Source organism: Mycoplana sp. MJR14 (genome assembly GCF_029210525.1).
Lineage (GTDB): Bacteria > Pseudomonadota > Alphaproteobacteria > Rhizobiales > Rhizobiaceae > Mycoplana.
Window position 1 is genome coordinate 658260 of sequence record NZ_JARGEO010000002.1, and the last position, 16731, is coordinate 674990.

A 16731-nucleotide genomic window follows, 5' to 3' on the forward strand; every position below is an offset into this window, starting at 1 on the left:
ATTGCTAGACAAGCGCGCAGCCGCCGGTTGTTCCTGCGGGAACAGGCCGAACGGGCCGGTTTCCCTTCTTATCTTGCGGCGCGACTTGGCAAATCATATCAACAGGTTCACGCTGCAGATCGGTGCCGAGGCACGGACGGGACGACCGGCGGGACGGGAAGGCAAGGGGCACAGGATGAGCGCGAAGGACTTCCCGGTTTCACCGACGAACAGGGTGTGGCGCGGATCGCTGCGCACGCTGCTCGCCTGCGTCATGGTCGCCCTGCTGCTCGCCGTCTCCGGCGTCCTGATCGCGATCGACTTCAATCGCGCCCGCAACGCCGCCTTCGCGGCGGCCGAGGACCATATGCGCGGCTTCGAGGAGCGCCTGATCACCCGGATGCAGAGCCTGTCCGGCGACACCTCCGGCCTGGTCAACCTGATCGTCTCGATCGCCAATTCGTTCCTCGCCGAGGCGGACGAACGCGTCGCCGACAAGGTGACGATCCTGCGGGCGGCGCTCGCCCGCTCCCCGCAGATCGACGGCGTCTACGCCGGCTATCCCGACGGCAGCTTCTTCCACGCCGTCAACCTTGCCTCGACCGACTGGCGGACCGCCCTGAACGCGCCGCCCAATGCCACGATGGCGGTGCGGATCCTCAATCCGAACGACGGCGCGCCGATCGAGCATGTGCTGTTCTACGATACCGCCGGCAAACAACTGCTGCGGCGGACGGTCACCGGATGGGACTACGACCCGCGGCAACGCCCGTGGTACCGGGCGGCAGCCGGAGGGAGCGGGCCGGTCGCCACCGGGCCCTACACCATGGCGACGACGAAGACGCTCGGCATGACCATCTCCCAGGCGCACAAGGGCAATCGCGACATCGTCATCGGCGCCGACGTGGTCCTCGACCACGTCACCCGCTTCATCGCCAGCGAACGTCTGACGCCGAGTGCGGTCGCCTTCGTCGTCGATGCGCAGAAGAAGCCGCTGATCCATTCCGACCGCCGGCTGATGATGGCGATCGCCGCCTCCAAGAGCGAGCGCGACTTCGACCCGGCAGCCCTGCGGGACCCGCTGTTGGAGGCGATCAAGGCCAAGCCGCCGTCCCTCGACACGATGGGGATCGTCGAGGCGGACGGCCGGCGCTGGGTGGTGCTGGGCTCGGAAGTCGACAGCGCCATTCTCTTTCCCGGTCACATCGCCGTCATCGCCGCCCCGGTGGACGAACTGATGGCGCCGGCGATCCGCGGCCTCTACCAGGGGCTCGCCATCTCGGGCGCGGTCGTCGTGCTCGCCATCCTCGGCGCGCTTCTTCTCGCCCACCTCGTCACCAAGTCGCTGCATCAGCTCACCGACAGCGCCAACCGGCTGCAGGACCTCGACTTCCGCACCCCGATCGAGGTGCCGACGCGCGTCAGCGAGATCGCCACGCTCGGCGGCGCGATGAACCGGGCACGCGACGCGATCTTCACCTTCGGGCTCTACGTGCCGAAGGAGCTGGTGCGAAAGGGGCTGGAGTCGGGCAATTTCGGCCGGACGGCGCGGCGGCAGGAAGTGACCGCCATCTTCACCGACATCTACGACTTCACGACGATCAGCGAGCGCCATTCGCCGGAGGAGGTCGTCAGCATGCTGTCGGAGTACTTCGACATCCTCAACGATACCGTGAGCGCGCACGGCGGCACGATCATCCAGTTCCTGGGGGATTCGATCTTCGCCATGTGGAATGCACCGGCCCCCGACCCCGACCACGCCGAGAACGCCTGTCGCGGGGCGCTGTCGATGCGGGCGCGCATCGACGCCTTCAACGAGAAGCAGCGGCAGCTCGGCCTGCCGCAATTCCGCACCCGATTCGGCATCCATACCGGCACCGCCGTCGTCGGCAGCGTCGGCGCCTACGACCGGCTGCAATACTCGGCGATGGGCGACAGCATCAACGTCGCCTCGCGGCTGGAGGGGATGAACAAGAGCTACGGCACCACGATCCTCGCCAGCGGCGCCGTCGTCGAGCAATGTCACGACAGGATCCGGTTCCGGCCGCTCGGCAAGGGTCAGGCGAAGGGGCGCACGACCGAGCTCGATCTCTACGAGGTGATCGGCGTGGTCGGCCGGCAGGAGGAGCCGGAGCCGCATGTCCTTGCGGCGCGGCCCCTGCCCTCCGGCAGCTGAGGCCACGCATACTGCGCGGGGATCAGAACGTCGGCGGCGTGCAAGCGCTGATGACCTCGCAGGGGGCCGGCCCGACGCAGCGGAAGCGATGCGGCCTGCGGCTTTCGAAATAATAGGCGTCGCCGGGGCCGAGGATGCGCCGCTCGTCGTCGACGGTGACCTCGAGCCGCCCGGACAGCACGATGCCGCCCTCCTCGCCGTCGTGGACGAGCGGCACCTTGCCGGTGTCGGCGCCGGGCTGGTAGCACTCCTTCAGGATCTGCAGGGCCCGGCCGAACAGGTTCTCGCCGATCTGGCGGTAGGAGATCGGGCCCTTGCCGATCTCGACCAGTTCGTCGGCCCGGTAGAAGGCCTGCTTCGAGCGCGCCGGCTCGAAGGCGAAGAACTCGGCAAGGCCGATCGGGATGCCGTCGAGGATCCGCTTCAGCGCGCCGACGGACGGGTTGGAGGCGTTGGATTCGATCAGCGAGATCGTCGAATTGGTCACGCCCGCACGCCTGGCGAGCTCGCGCTGGGAGAGATTGTGGGCGATGCGCAGGCTGCGCAGCCTGTTTCCGATGTCGACCGACATGAGACCTCCCGCAATCCTGCCGCGACCGCCTGTTTGCCTTGTTCGAAATATCGAAACTCCGGCATGCGCGATCCATAGATTTCAATGGGTTCATAGCAGGCAGAAAAGGACTTGTTCAAGATCGCAAAGCATGGCCTCAATCCGGCCAGCCAGAGGAGGTCTCCATGAACGTCCACAACAAGCCCAACGCGCCGGTGCTCGACAGCTACTGGATGCCGTTCACCGCCAACCGCCAGTTCAAGGCGGCACCCCGCCTGCTCGCCGGGGCCGAGGGCATGCACTACACCACCCATGACGGCCGCACCGTGCTGGACGGCACGGCGGGTCTGTGGTGCGTCAATGCCGGCCACGGCCGCCGCCAGATCGCGTCCGCCGTCGAGCGGCAGCTGTCCACCATGGACTACGCGCCGTCGTTCCAGATGGGCCATCCGATCGCCTTCGACTTCGCCGAGCGGCTGGCCGAGATCGCGCCCGGCCCGGAAGGCGCCAGGCTCGACCGCATCTTCTTCACCGGCTCCGGCTCGGAATCGGTCGATACCGCGCTGAAGATCGCGATCGCCTACCAGCGCGCGATCGGCCAGGGCACGCGCACGCGCCTGATCGGCCGCGAGCGCGGCTATCACGGCGTCGGCTTCGGCGGCATCTCCGTCGGCGGCCTCGTCAACAACCGCCGCGTCTTCCCGCAGCTCCCCGGCTCCGACCACCTGCGCCACACCCACGACCTGGCCAGGAACGCCTATGTGAAGGGCCAGCCCGAGCACGGCGCCGAGCTCGCCGACGATCTCGAGCGGCTGGTGGCCCTGCATGGCGCCGAGACGATCGCCGCCTGCATCGTCGAGCCCGTCGCCGGCTCCACCGGCGTGCTGGTGCCGCCGAAAGGCTATCTCGAGCGGCTCAGGGCGATCTGCGACAGGCACGGCATCATCCTGATCTTCGATGAGGTCATCACCGGCTTCGGCCGCCTCGGCGCGCCGTTCGCCACCGATTTCTTCGGCGTCACCCCGGACATCGTCACCACCGCCAAGGGCCTGACCAACGGCGCGATCCCGATGGGCGCGGTGTTCACCAGCCGCAAGGTGCACGACGCGCTGATGCAGGGACCGGAGGGCGCGATCGAGCTCTTCCACGGCTACACCTATTCCGGCCATCCGGCCGCCTGCGCCGCCGGCATCGCCACGCTCGACATCTACCGCGACGAGGGCCTGCTCACGCGGGCGACCGCGCTGCAGTACGACTGGCACGCGGCTATGCATTCGCTGAAGGGCCTGCCGCACGTGATCGACATCCGCACGATCGGCCTGATCGCCGGCATCGAGCTCGCCTCGCGCGACGGTGCCGTCGGCGCGCGCGCCTACGACGTCTTCGTCGACTGCTTCGAAAAGGGCCTTTTGATCCGCGTCACCGGCGACATCATCGCGTTCTCGCCGCCGCTGATCGCCGAGAAGACGCACTTCGAGGAGATCGTCTCGGTGCTCGGCGAGGCGCTGAAGCGGGCAAAATGACCTGGTCGTGCTGAAACAGGAAAGGCCGGTCTTCGCAGACCGGCCTTTCTTTTTGTTGCGATCCTGATGCGGTCAAATCTAGAACTTGACGGCGAGGCCGATGATCGGCCCCTGCTCGACGACATCGAAGACGAAACCGTCATTGCTGTAGTCGACGCCGAGCGCGCGGTAGCCGATCACCGAGGAGAAGGTTTCATTGAACTTGTAACCGACCGTCGCAGCGACGTCCCAGTCGATGTCGGCGCCACCGCCGCCGACCAGGCCCCAGCCGGTCAGGAACAGATTCGGCGTGATGAAATAGGTACCCTTGACGCCGCCGACGGCATCGACCCAGGTGTCGCCGTCGCTCGTCGAACGGCCGTCCAGCAGGCCGCCGCTCAAGGAGATCGTCGTATCGACCGACCAGACGCGAACGCCGCCGACAATATCGAGATTTCCGGTATTGTCCTGCAGGACTGAGTAGCCGACGCCGAGAAGCCCAGCGAATGTCTCGGTATCCACTTTCGCCTCGTCGGCCACAATGCCCCTGGGTGTGCCGGCACTGCCGGACAGCTTTATATAGATGAGATCCGAGAAGACACTGTAGCGATCATGTCGGGCTTCGCCGAGCGCCATGAACGCGAAATCGAGATGATCCCAGATATCGCCGAAGGACGCGTCCACATCGACAGTGGGGTGAAAGCGCCCGATGTTCATGCCGACGTCGCCGGACATGCCTGCCGCCCAGAAATAGGGCGCGACGGTGAAGATCCAGCCGCTCTCGGTCTCGACCTGCTTGACTTCCGGCGTCATGACGGGGGCGACGTCCGCGGCAGCGGCGTCCTGTCCCAGCACGCAGAGCCCGACGCAGAAAAGGGTGGATGCGATGCGAAGCGTCATATGTCCCTCCAGGGGTCGCAAGGCGACCGTTCATATGTCACAGCATTTCCCGGTGGGCACAGTCCCCACTGCCACACCCTCGGCGTCGGGCGAATCATCGATCCCCACGCCCTTGCATGACACCAAGTTAGAGGATGCTTGACAAGCATTTCCGGCCATGACCGGCGCGAGGTGGCTGAATTCAGAAAGAGGATGCGACAGAAATCACGCACCGGGCGCGCCGGTCTCCTCCGGCCTGATCCCGGATTTTTCGACCCGCGGGGCGGATTTTTCCGCCGTCGATGTCGGGATCGGCCGCCCGCAGCCGTCTTTCCTGTGAAGCCTAATTTGGAAACGCACGCGGAGAACGGACATGCGCAAGATCGTTGTCGGAGCCTTCATGAGCCTTGATGGCGTGATGCAGGCGCCCGGAGGACCGGACGAGGACCCCGTCGGCGGGTTCCGGCACGGCGGCTGGGCCGTGCCCTATTTCGACGAGGCGATGGGCGCGGCGGTGGACGCGATGCTGTCCCGGCCCATCGACCTTCTGCTCGGGCGCAAGACCTACGACATCTTCGCCGCCCATTGGCCCTACGCGGGGCCGGACGATCCGATCGGCACCCTGTTCGACCGCATCACCAAATTCGTCGCCACGCGCGATCCGGACTTCGATCCCGCCTGGAAGAACAGCCGCACGCTCGGCCCGGACGTGGTCGCGACGCTGCGCAAGCTCAAGAGCGAGGACGGGCCCGACCTTCTGACGCAGGGCTCGACCGACCTGCTACAGACGCTGTTCCGCGAGGACCTGGTGGACGAACTCTACGCGTTCGTGTTTCCGGTGGTGCTGGGCGGCGGCAAGAGGCTCTTTGCGGACGGCGCCGCCCCGCTCGCCCTGACGCTCGAAAGCTCGAAGACCTCGCCGTCCGGCGTCACCGCCAACCGATACAGCCGCGCCGGCGCGGTCCGGACCGGCTCGTTCGAGTTCGAGCAGCCGACCGCGGCGGAACTGGAGCGGCGGCGGAAGCTGAGGTGAGAGCTCGCGACAGCGGGGCGGCCGGCGGGCTTCCACGGCAGAGGAGACAATCCGATTGCAAATTGCAATCGGTATTGCTACCCTTCCGGCGTTGTCGGGAGGCGAGGAGGAAACCGTGAGCCCCATCCTGTATGCGCACCCGTTCTCGTCCTACTGCCAGAAGGCGCTGATCGCGCTCTACGAGAACGAGACCCCCTTCGAGTTCCGCATGCTCAGCCCGGAGCATCCGGACATCCTGCAGGAATTCGAGGCGCTGTGGCCGGTGAAGAAGTTTCCGGTGCTGGTCGACGGCGACCGGACGCTTCTCGAAGCCACCGTCATCGTCGAATACGTGGCACTCGCCTATCCCGGCCCGTTCAGGCCCATTCCGCAGGACCCGGCCGCGGCAATCGAGGTACGCATTCTGGACCGCCTCTTCGACAACTACATCAGCACCCCGCAGCAGAAGGTCGTCCTCGACGCGATCCGTCCGGAGGCGAACCGCGATCCCTATGGCGTGGCCGAGGCCAGGACGATGCTGGAACGCGCCTACCAATGGCTGGACCGGCATATGCAGGGGCGCGAATGGGCGGCCGGCGCGGCGTTCAGCCTGGCCGACTGCGCCGCCGCACCCTCGCTCTTCTATGCCGACTGGACCCATCCGATCGATCCGGCGCTGACCCATCTTTCGGCCTACCGCGCCCGCCTGCTCGCCCGGCCCTCCTTCGCCCGCGCCGTCGACGAGGCACGGCCCTACCGGAAGTATTTCCCGCTCGGCGCGCCGGACCGGGACTGACGCTCGGCGCAATCGATCCGTCTGAATTTTTGACCGGAGGGCGCCGCACGGGTTGCGGGCGGCGCCGGTCGGGTTGACGCCGCAACTGCTTGCCCACACACTTTGCCCGGTGGATGACGGCGCGCGGCAAGCGTGTCGAAACGGGAGGTCTCATCCGCGGGAGGAACACATGACGGAATCCATCAGGCTCTTTCGGGGCCCGTTCGGCCATGTCTCGCTGCTCAATGTCGGCGGCAATCTCGTCACCCATGCCCATCCGGAAGCGCATATCGTCATCTGGCTCGCCGGCGCGCCGGGCCGCATGACGGTGGGCGAGCGGACGATCCGGCCGGAGCGCGGCATGGCGATCGGCATCAACTCGTTCGAGCCGCACAACCACGTCTTTTCCGAGGGCGAGGTGCCGGGTCAGTTCCTGGCCTTCTATATCGACATGGACTGGCTCAGGTCCCGGCGCGGCCTTCCGGTGGGCGCCGATGCCTTCCACTGCCCCGACATCCCGCTCGACGGCTGGATGGCGGCGAACATCGAGGCGCTGACGTCGCGGCTGATGTCGATCGACGAGGACTACGATCTCATCGCCTACGAGCTCGAGCGCTTCATCGACCACGTGCTCGACACGGCCGAGGCGACGCGGCCGAAGAACCGCGCCTGCCGCGGCGCCCTGACCGGGCGCGACTACCGTATCCGCAAGGCGATCGCGCTGATGGAGGCCAATGTCGGCGAGCGCATCTGCTTCGACCAGGTGGCCCGCAGTGTCGGCCTCTCCCGGCCGCATTTCTTCGCGCGCTTCAAGGAGCAGATGGGCGTCACGCCGAATGTCTACTGGAACACGCTCAGGATCGCCGAAGCCCTGCGCTGCCTGCAGTCAACCGACGAGACGCTGATCACGGTGGCCTGCCATCTCGGCTTTTCCACCCAGGGCAACTTCTCGCGCTTCTTCCGCGAGCATACCGGCGTGCCGCCGACGGTCTACCGGTCCGCCGCCAACGAGGGCCCCCGGCCGCTCACGGACGATGCCGGCGGACGATTGCCCGCGGCCTACTGTCGGTAGGATGCTTTTTCAGACGCTCGGATAGGCCGCCAAGACTTTTCGATAAGCGGGCCCGGATGGCAGGCGTAGGCTGCCGGCAACCGAGACCGACAGGAAAAGATCCATGGCAAACGTCTTCATCTCCTCCGTCATTCCCGCACCGATCGACAGCGTCTGGGCGAAGATCCGCGACTTCAACGGGCTGCCGGACTGGCATCCGCGCATGGTCAAGAGCGAGATCGAGGGCGGCCTGCCGGCCGACCGGATCGGCTGCGTGCGCAGGTTCGAGCTGGTCAGCGGCGCGACGCTGCGCGAGCAACTGCTGGCCTTCTCCGACATCGACCGCTCCGTCAGCTACGCGATCCTGGAAACGCCGCAGCCGATCACCAACCACAGGGCGACGCTGACGCTGCGCCCGATCACCGACGGCGACCAGACCTATGCGGAATGGACCGCCACCTTCGACGCGCCGGCGGAGGAGGCCGACAAGATCGCCGCCGGCATGGGCGCCAACGTGTTCCAGGGCGGCTTCAACGCACTGAAGGAACACTTCGCGGCCAAGGCCTGAGGAGGCGACGATGGGGCTCGCGCTCAAGACCTACCCGACCCTCACTGCGGCGGGCGAAGCGCTCGCCGCGCAGGCCACGGCGCGCTACATCGGCGGCGGCACCCTCGTCGTGCGCGACGCCAACGAGGGCGACCTGCGCTTCGACACCTATGTCAGCGCCAGCGACCCGGCGCTGTCGGCGATTGCGGTCACGGACGGGCAGGCCACGATCGGCGCCGGCGTAACCATGGCAGGAATCGTCCGCGAACCGGCGCTCGGCTTCCTCGCACCGGCGGCCAAGGCCGTGGGCGGCCCCGCGATCCGCAACATGGCGACCGTCGGCGGCAACCTGTTCGCTCCGACGCCCTATGGCGATTTCACCGTGGCGCTCGTGGCACTCGACGCCAGCCTCGACATCGAGGGCGCAGCGGTGCCCGTCACCGACTTTCTTGCCGGACGCGAGACCATTCATGCCCGTGCGCTGGTGCGCGCCGTCTCGTTCCGCCTGCCCGCGGAAGGATCGTTCCGCTTTGCCAAGGTCTCGCGCATCCGGCCGAAGGGCCTGTCGGTCGTGACCATTGCCGCCGTCGTGGAGGAGCGATCGGGGGCGATCACCAGCGCGCGGATCGCCTATGGGTGCATGGCGGACCGGCCGATCCGCGCGCCCGCAGTGGAGAGGGCATTGATCGGCAAGGCGCGCACGAAGGACGGGATCGCCGCAGCGCTCGCGGTTGCGACCGAGGGTACGTCGCCGCCGACCGACGCGATCGCCAGCGCCTGGTATCGCAACGAGGTGCTGCCGGTGCATCTGGGGAGGCTGCTGCTTTCGCCGTGACGGCGGCAGGCCGGCCGCACGGACGGCGCTCGAGGGCCGCGTTTACAATTCCGCCAGTCGAACGACAGGCCAACACGGTTCGGGAGGACCGCATGAAGAAGGTTCCGGTGCAGTTCGTGCTCAACGGCGAGGAAAAGGCCGAGTTCGTCGAAAGCGGCGCCACGCTGCTTCGGGCTCTGCGGGAGAAGATCGGCGACACGTCGGTCAAGGCGGGCTGCCAGCAGGGCACCTGCGGAAGCTGCGCGGTGATCGTCGACGGGGAGCTTCGCCTCTCCTGCCTGACGCTGGCCGAGCGCTGCGGCGGCTGTTCCATCGAGACGACCGGGGGGCTGGCGCATGGCGAGGTGCTGCATCCGCTGCAGCGCGCCTTCAACGAGGGCTTTGCCACCCAGTGCGGCTTCTGCACGCCGGGGATGATCATGGCGGCGAAGGCGCTGCTCGACCGCAACCCGCAACCGAGCCGCGAGGACGTGGTGGAGGCGATCTCCGGCAACATCTGCCGCTGCACCGGCTACGAGCCGATCATCCAGGCGATCCTGGCCGCCGCCCGCGCCAACTCGCTGAGCGCGGCCTGAGGGGGAGACGACGATGGAACTGCGCAAGACCTATTTCGCCGACGAGCGCAAGGACGACCTGAAGGAGATCGGCCAGCCGCGGCTGCGCTCGGACGCGCTCGGGCACGTCACCGGAACGACGACCTTCTTCGCCGACCGCAACCTGCCGGGCCTGCTTCACCTGAAGATGGTGCGCAGCCCGCACCACCACGCCCGCATCCGCTCGATCGATCTTTCCGAGGCCGAGAAGCACCCGGGCGTCGTGCGCATCCTGACGGCGGCCGACGTGCCGCACAACGTCTACACCATCCTGATCCTGATCCAGGTCGGCCCCGAGGACGAGACGGTGCTGGCGAGCGACAAGGTGCGCTGGAAGGGCGAGGCGGTGGTGGCGATCCTCGCCGACAGCGAGCGGGCCGCACAGGAGGCGGCGGCGAAGGTGAAGGTGGACTACGAGGTGCTGCCGGCGGTGCTCTCGATCGAGGAGGCACTGGCGCCCGGGGCGCCGATCGTCAACGAATACCACGGGCAGAACTACTATCGCTATGACAGCGGCGAATGCCGCAAGGTGCGCTACGGCGACGTCGAGGCCGGCTTTGCCGGCGCCGACCACATCCTCGAGCAGACCTACGGCTCCGGGCCGATCGAACACGCACCGACCGAGACGACGGGCTGCATCGTCGTGCCCGAGGGCAGCGGCCGCTTCACCTGCTACACCAACACGCAGGCGATGTTCTTCACCCTCGACAACGCCTCGATCATCCTGCAGATGGACGGCGCCAAGCTGCACATGGTCGGCGGCACCGTCGGCGGCGGCTTCGGCGGCAAGGTCGACGTCACCGTCGAACCGATCGCCATCCTCGGCGCCAAGCTCACCGGCCGCCCCGTCTCCTTCATCTACAGCCGGGAGGAGGAGATGCAGATCTCCTCGCCGCGCGCGGCCGAAAAGCTCGTCATCAAGGACGGCGTGATGAAGGACGGCCGCATCGTCGCCCGCTACGTCAAGGCCTATATCGATGCCGGCGCCTATTCGCGGCATTCGCCCTACGGCGCGCAGAAATCCGCCGCCCACTTTCCCGGTCCCTATACGGTGCCGAACGTCTGGGTGGACAGCTACTGCGTCTACACCAACCGCACGCCGTCCAGCGCCATGCGCGGCTTCGGAGTGACGATCGGCGACTTCGCGCTGGAAGTGCAGATGGACAAGCTGGCGCGGCTCGTCGGCATGGATCCGCTCGAATTCCGCTTCGTCAACGCCTATCGCGACGGCGACATGAAGGCCCATCGCCAGCCGACCGAGGGGGCGGCGCTGATCGAATGCATGCAGGAGGCTTCGCGCGCGGCCCGGTGGCCGGTGGCGGAGAAATACCTTGCGATGTCGTCCGCACGGCGGGAGGGCTGACCGATGGCGATGAAGCGCGGCCGCGGGGTGGCGGCAGTCAACTACCCGACCGGCATGAACCTCGGCGGCGACCCGACCCAGGCGCTGGTGCATTCGACGCCGACCGGAAACTTCATGGTGACGCTGTCGAGCGTCGACCTCGGTCAGGGGATGAAGCAGATCATGGCGCAGATCTGCGCCGAGACGATCGGCGTGCCGACCGAGCGCGTGATCGTCGACACCGCCGACACCGACACCGGTCCGCACTGCATGGGCACGTTCGCCTCGCGCGGCACCCACCGCGCCGGCAATGCCGTGATCGCGGCGGCGAAGGAGGCGCGACAGGTGATGCTGGAGGTGGCGGCCGAGGAGCTCGAGGTCAACGCTTCCGACCTCGACACCGACGGCGCGGGCAACATCCACGTCAGGGGCGCGCCGCAGCGTTCGATCTCGATCTTTGACACGGCCCTTGCCGCCCATTTCAAGCGCGGGCGCTCGATCTCCGGGCGCGGCATGTTCCTGATCCCCCGCTCCTACCCGGACACGGAGACCGGCGCGATGAAGCCGTCGACCTGCTATGCCCATGCCTGCACGGTGGCGGAGGTGGAGGTCGACGACGAGACCGGCGAGGTCAACGTGCTGACGGTGAAGAACGTCTTCGAGATCGGCCGGGCGCTGAACCCGAAGATGGTCGAGCAGCAGCTCGTCGGCGGCTCGTGGATGGGGATCAGCCACGCGCTCTACGAGACGACCGAGCCCTACTATCCGAGCCGCGAGCATGGCGGGCGCGACTTCAACGAATACCTGATGCCGGGCCCCGGCGACCTCGCCGAGACGGAGGTGATCGTGCTGGAGCGCCCGGCGGCGGACGGCCCCTACGGCGCCAAGGGCCCGGGTGAGATGTGCGCCAATCCGCAGATCCCGGCGATCGCGAACGCGATCTTCGACGCGGTCGGCGTGCGGATCGACACGCTGCCGATCACGCCGGAGCGGATCCTGCGCGCCCTGAAGGCGAAGGCGGCGCAGGAGCGCGCGGAGGCCGTGGCGCATTGAGGACGGATGCCCGCCGCCGGGAGCGGACCCGGCGCAAAGGGCGCGGGGCGCAGGAGAGATCGATGATGCGGGAGAATTCCGCGAGCACCATGCTGGACACGCCGGAGACGGTCACCGCACGCCTGGAGGACGTCGCCTACATCGCCGACGACGGGCTTGCGACCGCGGTGTTCCTGGCCGTGCAGCTCGGCAAGCCGCTGCTTCTGGAGGGCGCGCCCGGCGTCGGCAAGACGGAGGCGGCGAAGGCGGTGGCCGACATCCTCGGGCGGCAGCTGATCCGGCTGCAATGCTACGAGGGGATCGACGCCCAGCACGCGCTCTACGAATGGAACTATCAGCGACAGCTTCTCGCGATCCGCCAGGCGGCCGAGCGCGAGGCGGACATCTACGACGACCGCTTCCTGATCGCCCGGCCGCTGCTGCGCTCGCTGCAGGCGCCGGAACAGACGGTGCTGCTGATCGACGAGATCGACCGTTCCGACCACGAATTCGAGGCGCTGCTGCTCGAATTCCTCTCCGATTTCCAGATCTCGATCCCCGAGCGCGGCACGATTGCGGCGGCCAGTCGCCCGATCGTGATCCTGACCTCCAACCGGACGCGGGAACTCGCCGAGGCGCTGCGCCGGCGCTGTGTCTACCACTGGATCGCCTATCCCGACGCGCTGCTGGAGGCGGCGATCATCATGCTGAGAGCGGGCACCGTGGCCGAGCGGACCGCGCGCGCCGTCGCCGCTGCGGTCGGGGCGATCCGCACCCGGCCGCTCGCCAAGCCGCCCGGCATCTCCGAGGCGGTGGAATGGGCGAACGCGGCGACCGTGCTCGAAAAGGGCGGCAGCCCCTGGCCGGAAGCCTTCCGGCGGGCGATCGGCGTGCTGATCAAGGACGAGGAGGATCTCGCCTACATCGCCCCGCAGCTGGACGCCATCGTGGAGGAGGCCCTGGCATGAGGCGCCCGGCCGGCAAATCGAACCCGCCGAAACGCCCCGGGGCGGACAGGCCGCCTTGCGGCAGGGCGGCGCGCGCCGCCCGGAACGGCCGCGGGTCGCGCCGGCACAGTCGCGATCGGGATGGCCGGCCATGATGGCGGCGGCGACGGGCAGGCATGGACGGCGGGCCCTGCTTCCCCGGGAATGCGCCCCCTTCATGACCTTCGTGCAGGCCCTGCGGGCGCATGGGTTCGCCATTGCGCCGGAGCAGGCGACGGGCTTCCTGGCCGCCGTCGCGCTCGTCGGGCCGCGCAGCATGGAGCATATCCGCCAGGCGGCCGTCGCGACGCTGGCGCCGCCGCCGGAACGGCGCGCGGCGTTCGAGGCCCTGTTTCGCGCCACCTTCTTCGGCGAGACGGCCCTTGCAGCCGGCGGCGCGGATGAAGAGGAGCCCCCTGTCCGCGATGCCGGCGGCGCGGCGGAACGGCAGGAGATGCCGTTGAAAAAGGAGAAGGGCGGCGCGGCCGCGTCCGGCACCGAGCAGCTTTCTGTCCGACGCTTCGAGACCGGCTGCGATCCGGCGCTGCAGGTCCTGCGGCGTTCGCTCGCACGGGGAATGCCGGTTCGTCGCTCGTTCCGCCTGACGAAGACCAGTTCGCGCGGCACGATCGACCTCCGGCAATCGATGCGGGAGATCGTGCGGGGCGACGGCGACCTGCCCTCGCCCGCCTATCGCCGGCGCCCGTCGGTGCCGCGCCGGCTGGTGCTCCTGGTCGATGTTTCCGGATCGATGAAACGGCATTCCGAGGACTATCTCCGGCTGGCGCATGCGGCGGTGCAGGCGACCGGCACGGCGGAAGTCTTCACCATCGGCACGCGGCTCACACGGATTTCGCGGGCGCTGAGGGTCCGCGACCGCGCACGGGCGCTCGGGCTCGCCGCCGACGCCGTAGCCGACTGGGACGGGGGCACGCGGATCGGGCCAGCGCTCTTGGCGTTTCTCTCCGTGCCGCGCTTTGCCGCACTCGCCCGCGGCGCCGCCGTGGTGCTGCTCTCCGACGGGCTGGAGCGCGGCGACCACCTGGCGCTGGAGACGGCGATGCGGCGGCTTTCGGCGCGCGCCTTCCGGCTGTCGCTCGCAACGCCGCTCGCTGGCGATCCCCGGTTCCGACCACAGACGGCCGCCCTAGCCGCGATCCTGCCTTTCCTCGACGACCTCGTCGACGGTTCTTCCATTCCGGCACTGACGGATTTCATGGTTTCGCTCGGCCGACCCGCACCGCGCGCCGAGGCGATCTGGGGGAGGAAGGCGCATGAAGCAGGGTATCGTTGATTCCCATTTCCATATCTGGCGGCAGAAGGACCTGCCGTGGCTGAACGGGCCGATGGTGCCGCGCATCTTCGGCCCCTACGAGCCGATCCGGCGCGACTATCCGATCACCGAATATCTCGGCGACCTGCAGGGCACCGGCGTCGAAAAGGCCGTCTATGTCCAGACCAACTGGGCCAAAGCCGACTTCGAGGACGAGGTGGACTGGGTGAGTGCGACGGCGAAGGAATTCGGCTGGCCGCACGCGATCGTCGCCTTTGCCGACATGAGCGTCGACGACGTGCGGCCGCAGCTCGACCGTCTCAAGGTCTATCCGCTGGTGCGCGGCGTGCGCATGCAGCTGCATTGGCACGCAGTCGAGCAGTACCGCTTCGCACCGCATGCCGGGCAGGTCGTCGATCCGGCCATCCGCGCCAACATTGCCAGGCTGAAGGACTACGGCTTTTCCTTCGACCTGCAGCTCTTTCCGGCGCAGATGAAGGACGGCGCGCGGCTGGTGGCGGAGAATCCGCAGACGGATTTCATCCTCACCCACTGCGGCATGCTGGTGGACCGGGAGCCGGCGACGACGGCCGCCTGGCAGGACGGCCTGCGGCAGTTCGCCGGGCTGAAGAACTTCTACGCCAAGCTTTCCGGACTCGGCACCTTCGTCCACCGCAACGATCCGGAGCTCGTCGGCTTCGTCGTCGACCAGGCCGTCGACATCCTCGGCAGCGACCGGCTCATGTTCGGCTCGAACTTCCCGATCGAGAAGCTCTGGACCGACTATCCGACGATCATCGAGACCTATCGGCAAGCGACCGGGCTGCGCGATCCGGCGGCGCAGCGGACCATGCTGCGCGAGACGGCGATGCGGGTCTACCGGCCGATGTGAGGGACGGCTTTCCGGTTCAGAGGAGGCTGCGGGCGGCGAGGTTGCGCATCAGCTCGGCGATGCCGAAGGTCCAGGGCGGGCATTCGGTCGAAAGCCGCACCGTGCTGACCAGCGCGCCGAGCTCGGCGTTCGAGATCGTCACCCGGTCGCCGATCTTGTGGGTGAAGCCCTCGCCGGCGACGTCGCGATCCTCGACCGGGGCGAACAGCGTGCCCATGAACAGCATGAAGCCGTCGGGGTACTGGTGGTGGCGGCCGATCGTCTGGGCGACGAGGTCGAGCGGGTCGCGGCTGATCTCGCGCATCGTGCTCGAGCCCTTGAGAATGAAGCCGTCCTCGCCCTCGATCTTCAGATCGAGATCGGCCTTGCGGACGTCGTCGATCGAATAGGTCTCGTCGAACAGGCGGATGAACGGGCCGAGCGCGGCAGAGGCATTGTTGTCCTTGGCCTTGCCGAGCAGCAGCGCCGAACGTCCCTCGACGTCGCGCAGGTTGACGTCGTTTCCGAGCGTGGCGCCCTTTACCCGGCCGCGGCTGTCGACCGCGAGCACGATCTCCGGCTCGGGATTGTTCCACTTCGAGATCGGATGCAGCCCGACGGAGGCGCCCCAGCCGACGGCGGAAAGGACCGGCGCCTTGGTGAAGACCTCCGCATCCGGGCCGATGCCGACCTCCAGATACTGCGACCAGACGCCCTCCTCGATCAGCGCCGCCTTGACCTTCGCGGCGGCCTCCGAACCGGCCTTGAGGTTGCGCAGGCTGTCGCCGATGATCGCCGTCACGCGCTCGCGGATCTTCAGCGCCAGCGCCGGATTTCCGGCCGCCTTCTCCTCGATGACGCGCTCGATCATCGAGCGTGCGAAGGTGACGCCGCAAGCCTTGACCGCCTGCAGGTCGCAAGGGGCAAGCAGATGGACGCGCGAGAGATCGCCGGCGCCCTCGACGGACTGCGCAAGCACGGCGGCGAGCGGAGCGAGGGCCTCGCCGGCCGCGGCGCGGACATGGGCGACCGGGTCGTCCAACTCGAGCAGATCACGCATCGTCGGCGCCTGCTTGGAGGTTATATCGACCAGCACGCCGTCGCGGACCACGACGAGCGACGGCCCCATCCGGTCCGGCCGCCACACGCGCCCGACGAAAATACCGCGACCGAATTCTCCTGCCTGCAATGCCATGATGCGCTCCTCCCGAACTGCGGCGCTATTCATGGCGAAGACGAGGGCGCGGGGCAAGGGCGAACGTCGTTCCGCCACCACATCGCCTTGACGAAGTAAGGGATTATCCTTACTTTCGTTCGGAGACCATGGA

At 67.8% G+C, this 16731-nt stretch carries 16 protein-coding genes; 13 read left to right on the forward strand and 3 right to left on the reverse strand.

Annotated features, from left to right (window positions below; genetic code table 11):
- Positions 1-175: 175 nt before the first annotated feature.
- Complete coding sequence (locus tag P0086_RS07395; RefSeq protein WP_275784103.1) at positions 176-2155, forward strand: adenylate/guanylate cyclase domain-containing protein; 1980 nt, start codon at positions 176-178, stop codon at positions 2153-2155.
- A 22-nt stretch (positions 2156-2177) separates the two neighbouring features.
- Here P0086_RS07395 and P0086_RS07400 read toward each other — a convergent pair whose 3' ends face one another.
- Complete coding sequence (locus P0086_RS07400) at positions 2178-2726, reverse strand: cupin domain-containing protein (protein ID WP_275784106.1); 549 nt, start codon at positions 2724-2726, stop codon at positions 2178-2180.
- 164 nt (positions 2727-2890) lie between these two features.
- Here P0086_RS07400 and P0086_RS07405 point away from each other — a divergent pair, with 164 nt between their 5' ends.
- Positions 2891-4228 (forward strand): aspartate aminotransferase family protein, encoded by a 1338-nt coding sequence (locus P0086_RS07405; protein ID WP_275784109.1) that lies wholly within the window; start codon positions 2891-2893, stop codon positions 4226-4228.
- A gap of 78 nt (positions 4229-4306) precedes the next feature.
- Here the strand turns inward: P0086_RS07405 and P0086_RS07410 are convergent, their stop codons facing one another.
- The gene (locus tag P0086_RS07410) at positions 4307-5107 is read right to left on the reverse strand and encodes a hypothetical protein (protein ID WP_275784112.1); all 801 of its coding nucleotides are present in this window, start codon (positions 5105-5107) and stop codon (positions 4307-4309) included.
- A 352-nt stretch (positions 5108-5459) separates the two neighbouring features.
- On the opposite strand from P0086_RS07410, the gene P0086_RS07415 reads away from it, so the two are divergent.
- From P0086_RS07415 to P0086_RS07465, 11 genes are all read left to right on the forward strand, one after another.
- Positions 5460-6119: a dihydrofolate reductase family protein gene (locus P0086_RS07415; RefSeq protein ID WP_275784114.1), complete on the forward strand. Its 660-nt coding sequence runs from the start codon at positions 5460-5462 to the stop codon at positions 6117-6119.
- Positions 6120-6234: 115 nt separating this feature from the next.
- Positions 6235-6894: a glutathione S-transferase family protein gene (locus P0086_RS07420; protein ID WP_275784116.1), complete on the forward strand. Its 660-nt coding sequence runs from the start codon at positions 6235-6237 to the stop codon at positions 6892-6894.
- Positions 6895-7063: 169 nt separating this feature from the next.
- Positions 7064-7945, forward strand: coding sequence for an AraC family transcriptional regulator (locus tag P0086_RS07425; RefSeq protein ID WP_275784119.1), 882 nt, complete (start codon positions 7064-7066; stop codon positions 7943-7945).
- Positions 7946-8048: 103 nt separating this feature from the next.
- Positions 8049-8492, forward strand: a complete 444-nt coding sequence (locus tag P0086_RS07430) for an SRPBCC family protein (protein ID WP_148151416.1) — start codon at positions 8049-8051, stop codon at positions 8490-8492.
- Between the two features lie 10 nt (positions 8493-8502).
- Positions 8503-9306 (forward strand): FAD binding domain-containing protein, encoded by an 804-nt coding sequence (locus tag P0086_RS07435; RefSeq protein WP_275784123.1) that lies wholly within the window; start codon positions 8503-8505, stop codon positions 9304-9306.
- A 92-nt stretch (positions 9307-9398) separates the two neighbouring features.
- On the forward strand, positions 9399-9881 hold the full coding sequence (locus P0086_RS07440; protein WP_148178719.1) for a (2Fe-2S)-binding protein: 483 nt from the start codon (positions 9399-9401) through the stop codon (positions 9879-9881).
- A 13-nt stretch (positions 9882-9894) separates the two neighbouring features.
- The gene (locus P0086_RS25295) at positions 9895-11262 is read left to right on the forward strand and encodes a xanthine dehydrogenase family protein molybdopterin-binding subunit (RefSeq protein ID WP_112612773.1); all 1368 of its coding nucleotides are present in this window, start codon (positions 9895-9897) and stop codon (positions 11260-11262) included.
- A gap of 3 nt (positions 11263-11265) precedes the next feature.
- Positions 11266-12294 (forward strand): molybdopterin cofactor-binding domain-containing protein, encoded by a 1029-nt coding sequence (locus P0086_RS25300; RefSeq protein ID WP_345799304.1) that lies wholly within the window; start codon positions 11266-11268, stop codon positions 12292-12294.
- Positions 12295-12359: 65 nt separating this feature from the next.
- Positions 12360-13241, forward strand: a complete 882-nt coding sequence (locus P0086_RS07455) for a MoxR family ATPase (protein WP_275784437.1) — start codon at positions 12360-12362, stop codon at positions 13239-13241.
- A gap of 196 nt (positions 13242-13437) precedes the next feature.
- Positions 13438-14553: a VWA domain-containing protein gene (locus P0086_RS07460; protein ID WP_275784126.1), complete on the forward strand. Its 1116-nt coding sequence runs from the start codon at positions 13438-13440 to the stop codon at positions 14551-14553.
- The gene (locus P0086_RS07465; protein ID WP_275784128.1) at positions 14534-15424 is read left to right on the forward strand and encodes an amidohydrolase family protein; all 891 of its coding nucleotides are present in this window, start codon (positions 14534-14536) and stop codon (positions 15422-15424) included. Before P0086_RS07460 ends, P0086_RS07465 begins: the two co-directional genes overlap by 20 nt.
- A gap of 16 nt (positions 15425-15440) precedes the next feature.
- Here P0086_RS07465 and P0086_RS07470 read toward each other — a convergent pair whose 3' ends face one another.
- Positions 15441-16598 carry a fumarylacetoacetate hydrolase family protein gene (locus tag P0086_RS07470; RefSeq protein ID WP_275784131.1) on the reverse strand — a complete coding sequence of 386 codons (1158 nt, stop codon included), beginning with the start codon at positions 16596-16598 and terminating at the stop codon, positions 15441-15443.
- Positions 16599-16731 lie beyond the last annotated feature (133 nt).

What these genes read in the sequence shown, in the direction of transcription:
- P0086_RS07435 (WP_275784123.1), top strand. Translation starts at nt 8,503, where the DNA reads ATGGGGCTCGCGCTCAAGACCTACCCGACCCTCACTGCGGCGGGCGAA.
- P0086_RS07470 (WP_275784131.1), bottom strand. Translation starts at nt 16,598, where the DNA reads ATGGCATTGCAGGCAGGAGAATTCGGTCGCGGTATTTTCGTCGGGCGC.
- P0086_RS07460 (WP_275784126.1), top strand. Translation starts at nt 13,438, where the DNA reads ATGACCTTCGTGCAGGCCCTGCGGGCGCATGGGTTCGCCATTGCGCCG.
- P0086_RS07455 (WP_275784437.1), top strand. Translation starts at nt 12,360, where the DNA reads ATGCGGGAGAATTCCGCGAGCACCATGCTGGACACGCCGGAGACGGTC.
- P0086_RS07410 (WP_275784112.1), bottom strand. Translation starts at nt 5,107, where the DNA reads ATGACGCTTCGCATCGCATCCACCCTTTTCTGCGTCGGGCTCTGCGTG.
- P0086_RS07415 (WP_275784114.1), top strand. Translation starts at nt 5,460, where the DNA reads ATGCGCAAGATCGTTGTCGGAGCCTTCATGAGCCTTGATGGCGTGATG.
- P0086_RS07405 (WP_275784109.1), top strand. Translation starts at nt 2,891, where the DNA reads ATGAACGTCCACAACAAGCCCAACGCGCCGGTGCTCGACAGCTACTGG.
- P0086_RS07395 (WP_275784103.1), top strand. Translation starts at nt 176, where the DNA reads ATGAGCGCGAAGGACTTCCCGGTTTCACCGACGAACAGGGTGTGGCGC.
- P0086_RS25300 (WP_345799304.1), top strand. Translation starts at nt 11,266, where the DNA reads ATGGCGATGAAGCGCGGCCGCGGGGTGGCGGCAGTCAACTACCCGACC.
- P0086_RS07440 (WP_148178719.1), top strand. Translation starts at nt 9,399, where the DNA reads ATGAAGAAGGTTCCGGTGCAGTTCGTGCTCAACGGCGAGGAAAAGGCC.
- P0086_RS07425 (WP_275784119.1), top strand. Translation starts at nt 7,064, where the DNA reads ATGACGGAATCCATCAGGCTCTTTCGGGGCCCGTTCGGCCATGTCTCG.
- P0086_RS07430 (WP_148151416.1), top strand. Translation starts at nt 8,049, where the DNA reads ATGGCAAACGTCTTCATCTCCTCCGTCATTCCCGCACCGATCGACAGC.
- P0086_RS07400 (WP_275784106.1), bottom strand. Translation starts at nt 2,726, where the DNA reads ATGTCGGTCGACATCGGAAACAGGCTGCGCAGCCTGCGCATCGCCCAC.
- P0086_RS25295 (WP_112612773.1), top strand. Translation starts at nt 9,895, where the DNA reads ATGGAACTGCGCAAGACCTATTTCGCCGACGAGCGCAAGGACGACCTG.
- P0086_RS07465 (WP_275784128.1), top strand. Translation starts at nt 14,534, where the DNA reads ATGAAGCAGGGTATCGTTGATTCCCATTTCCATATCTGGCGGCAGAAG.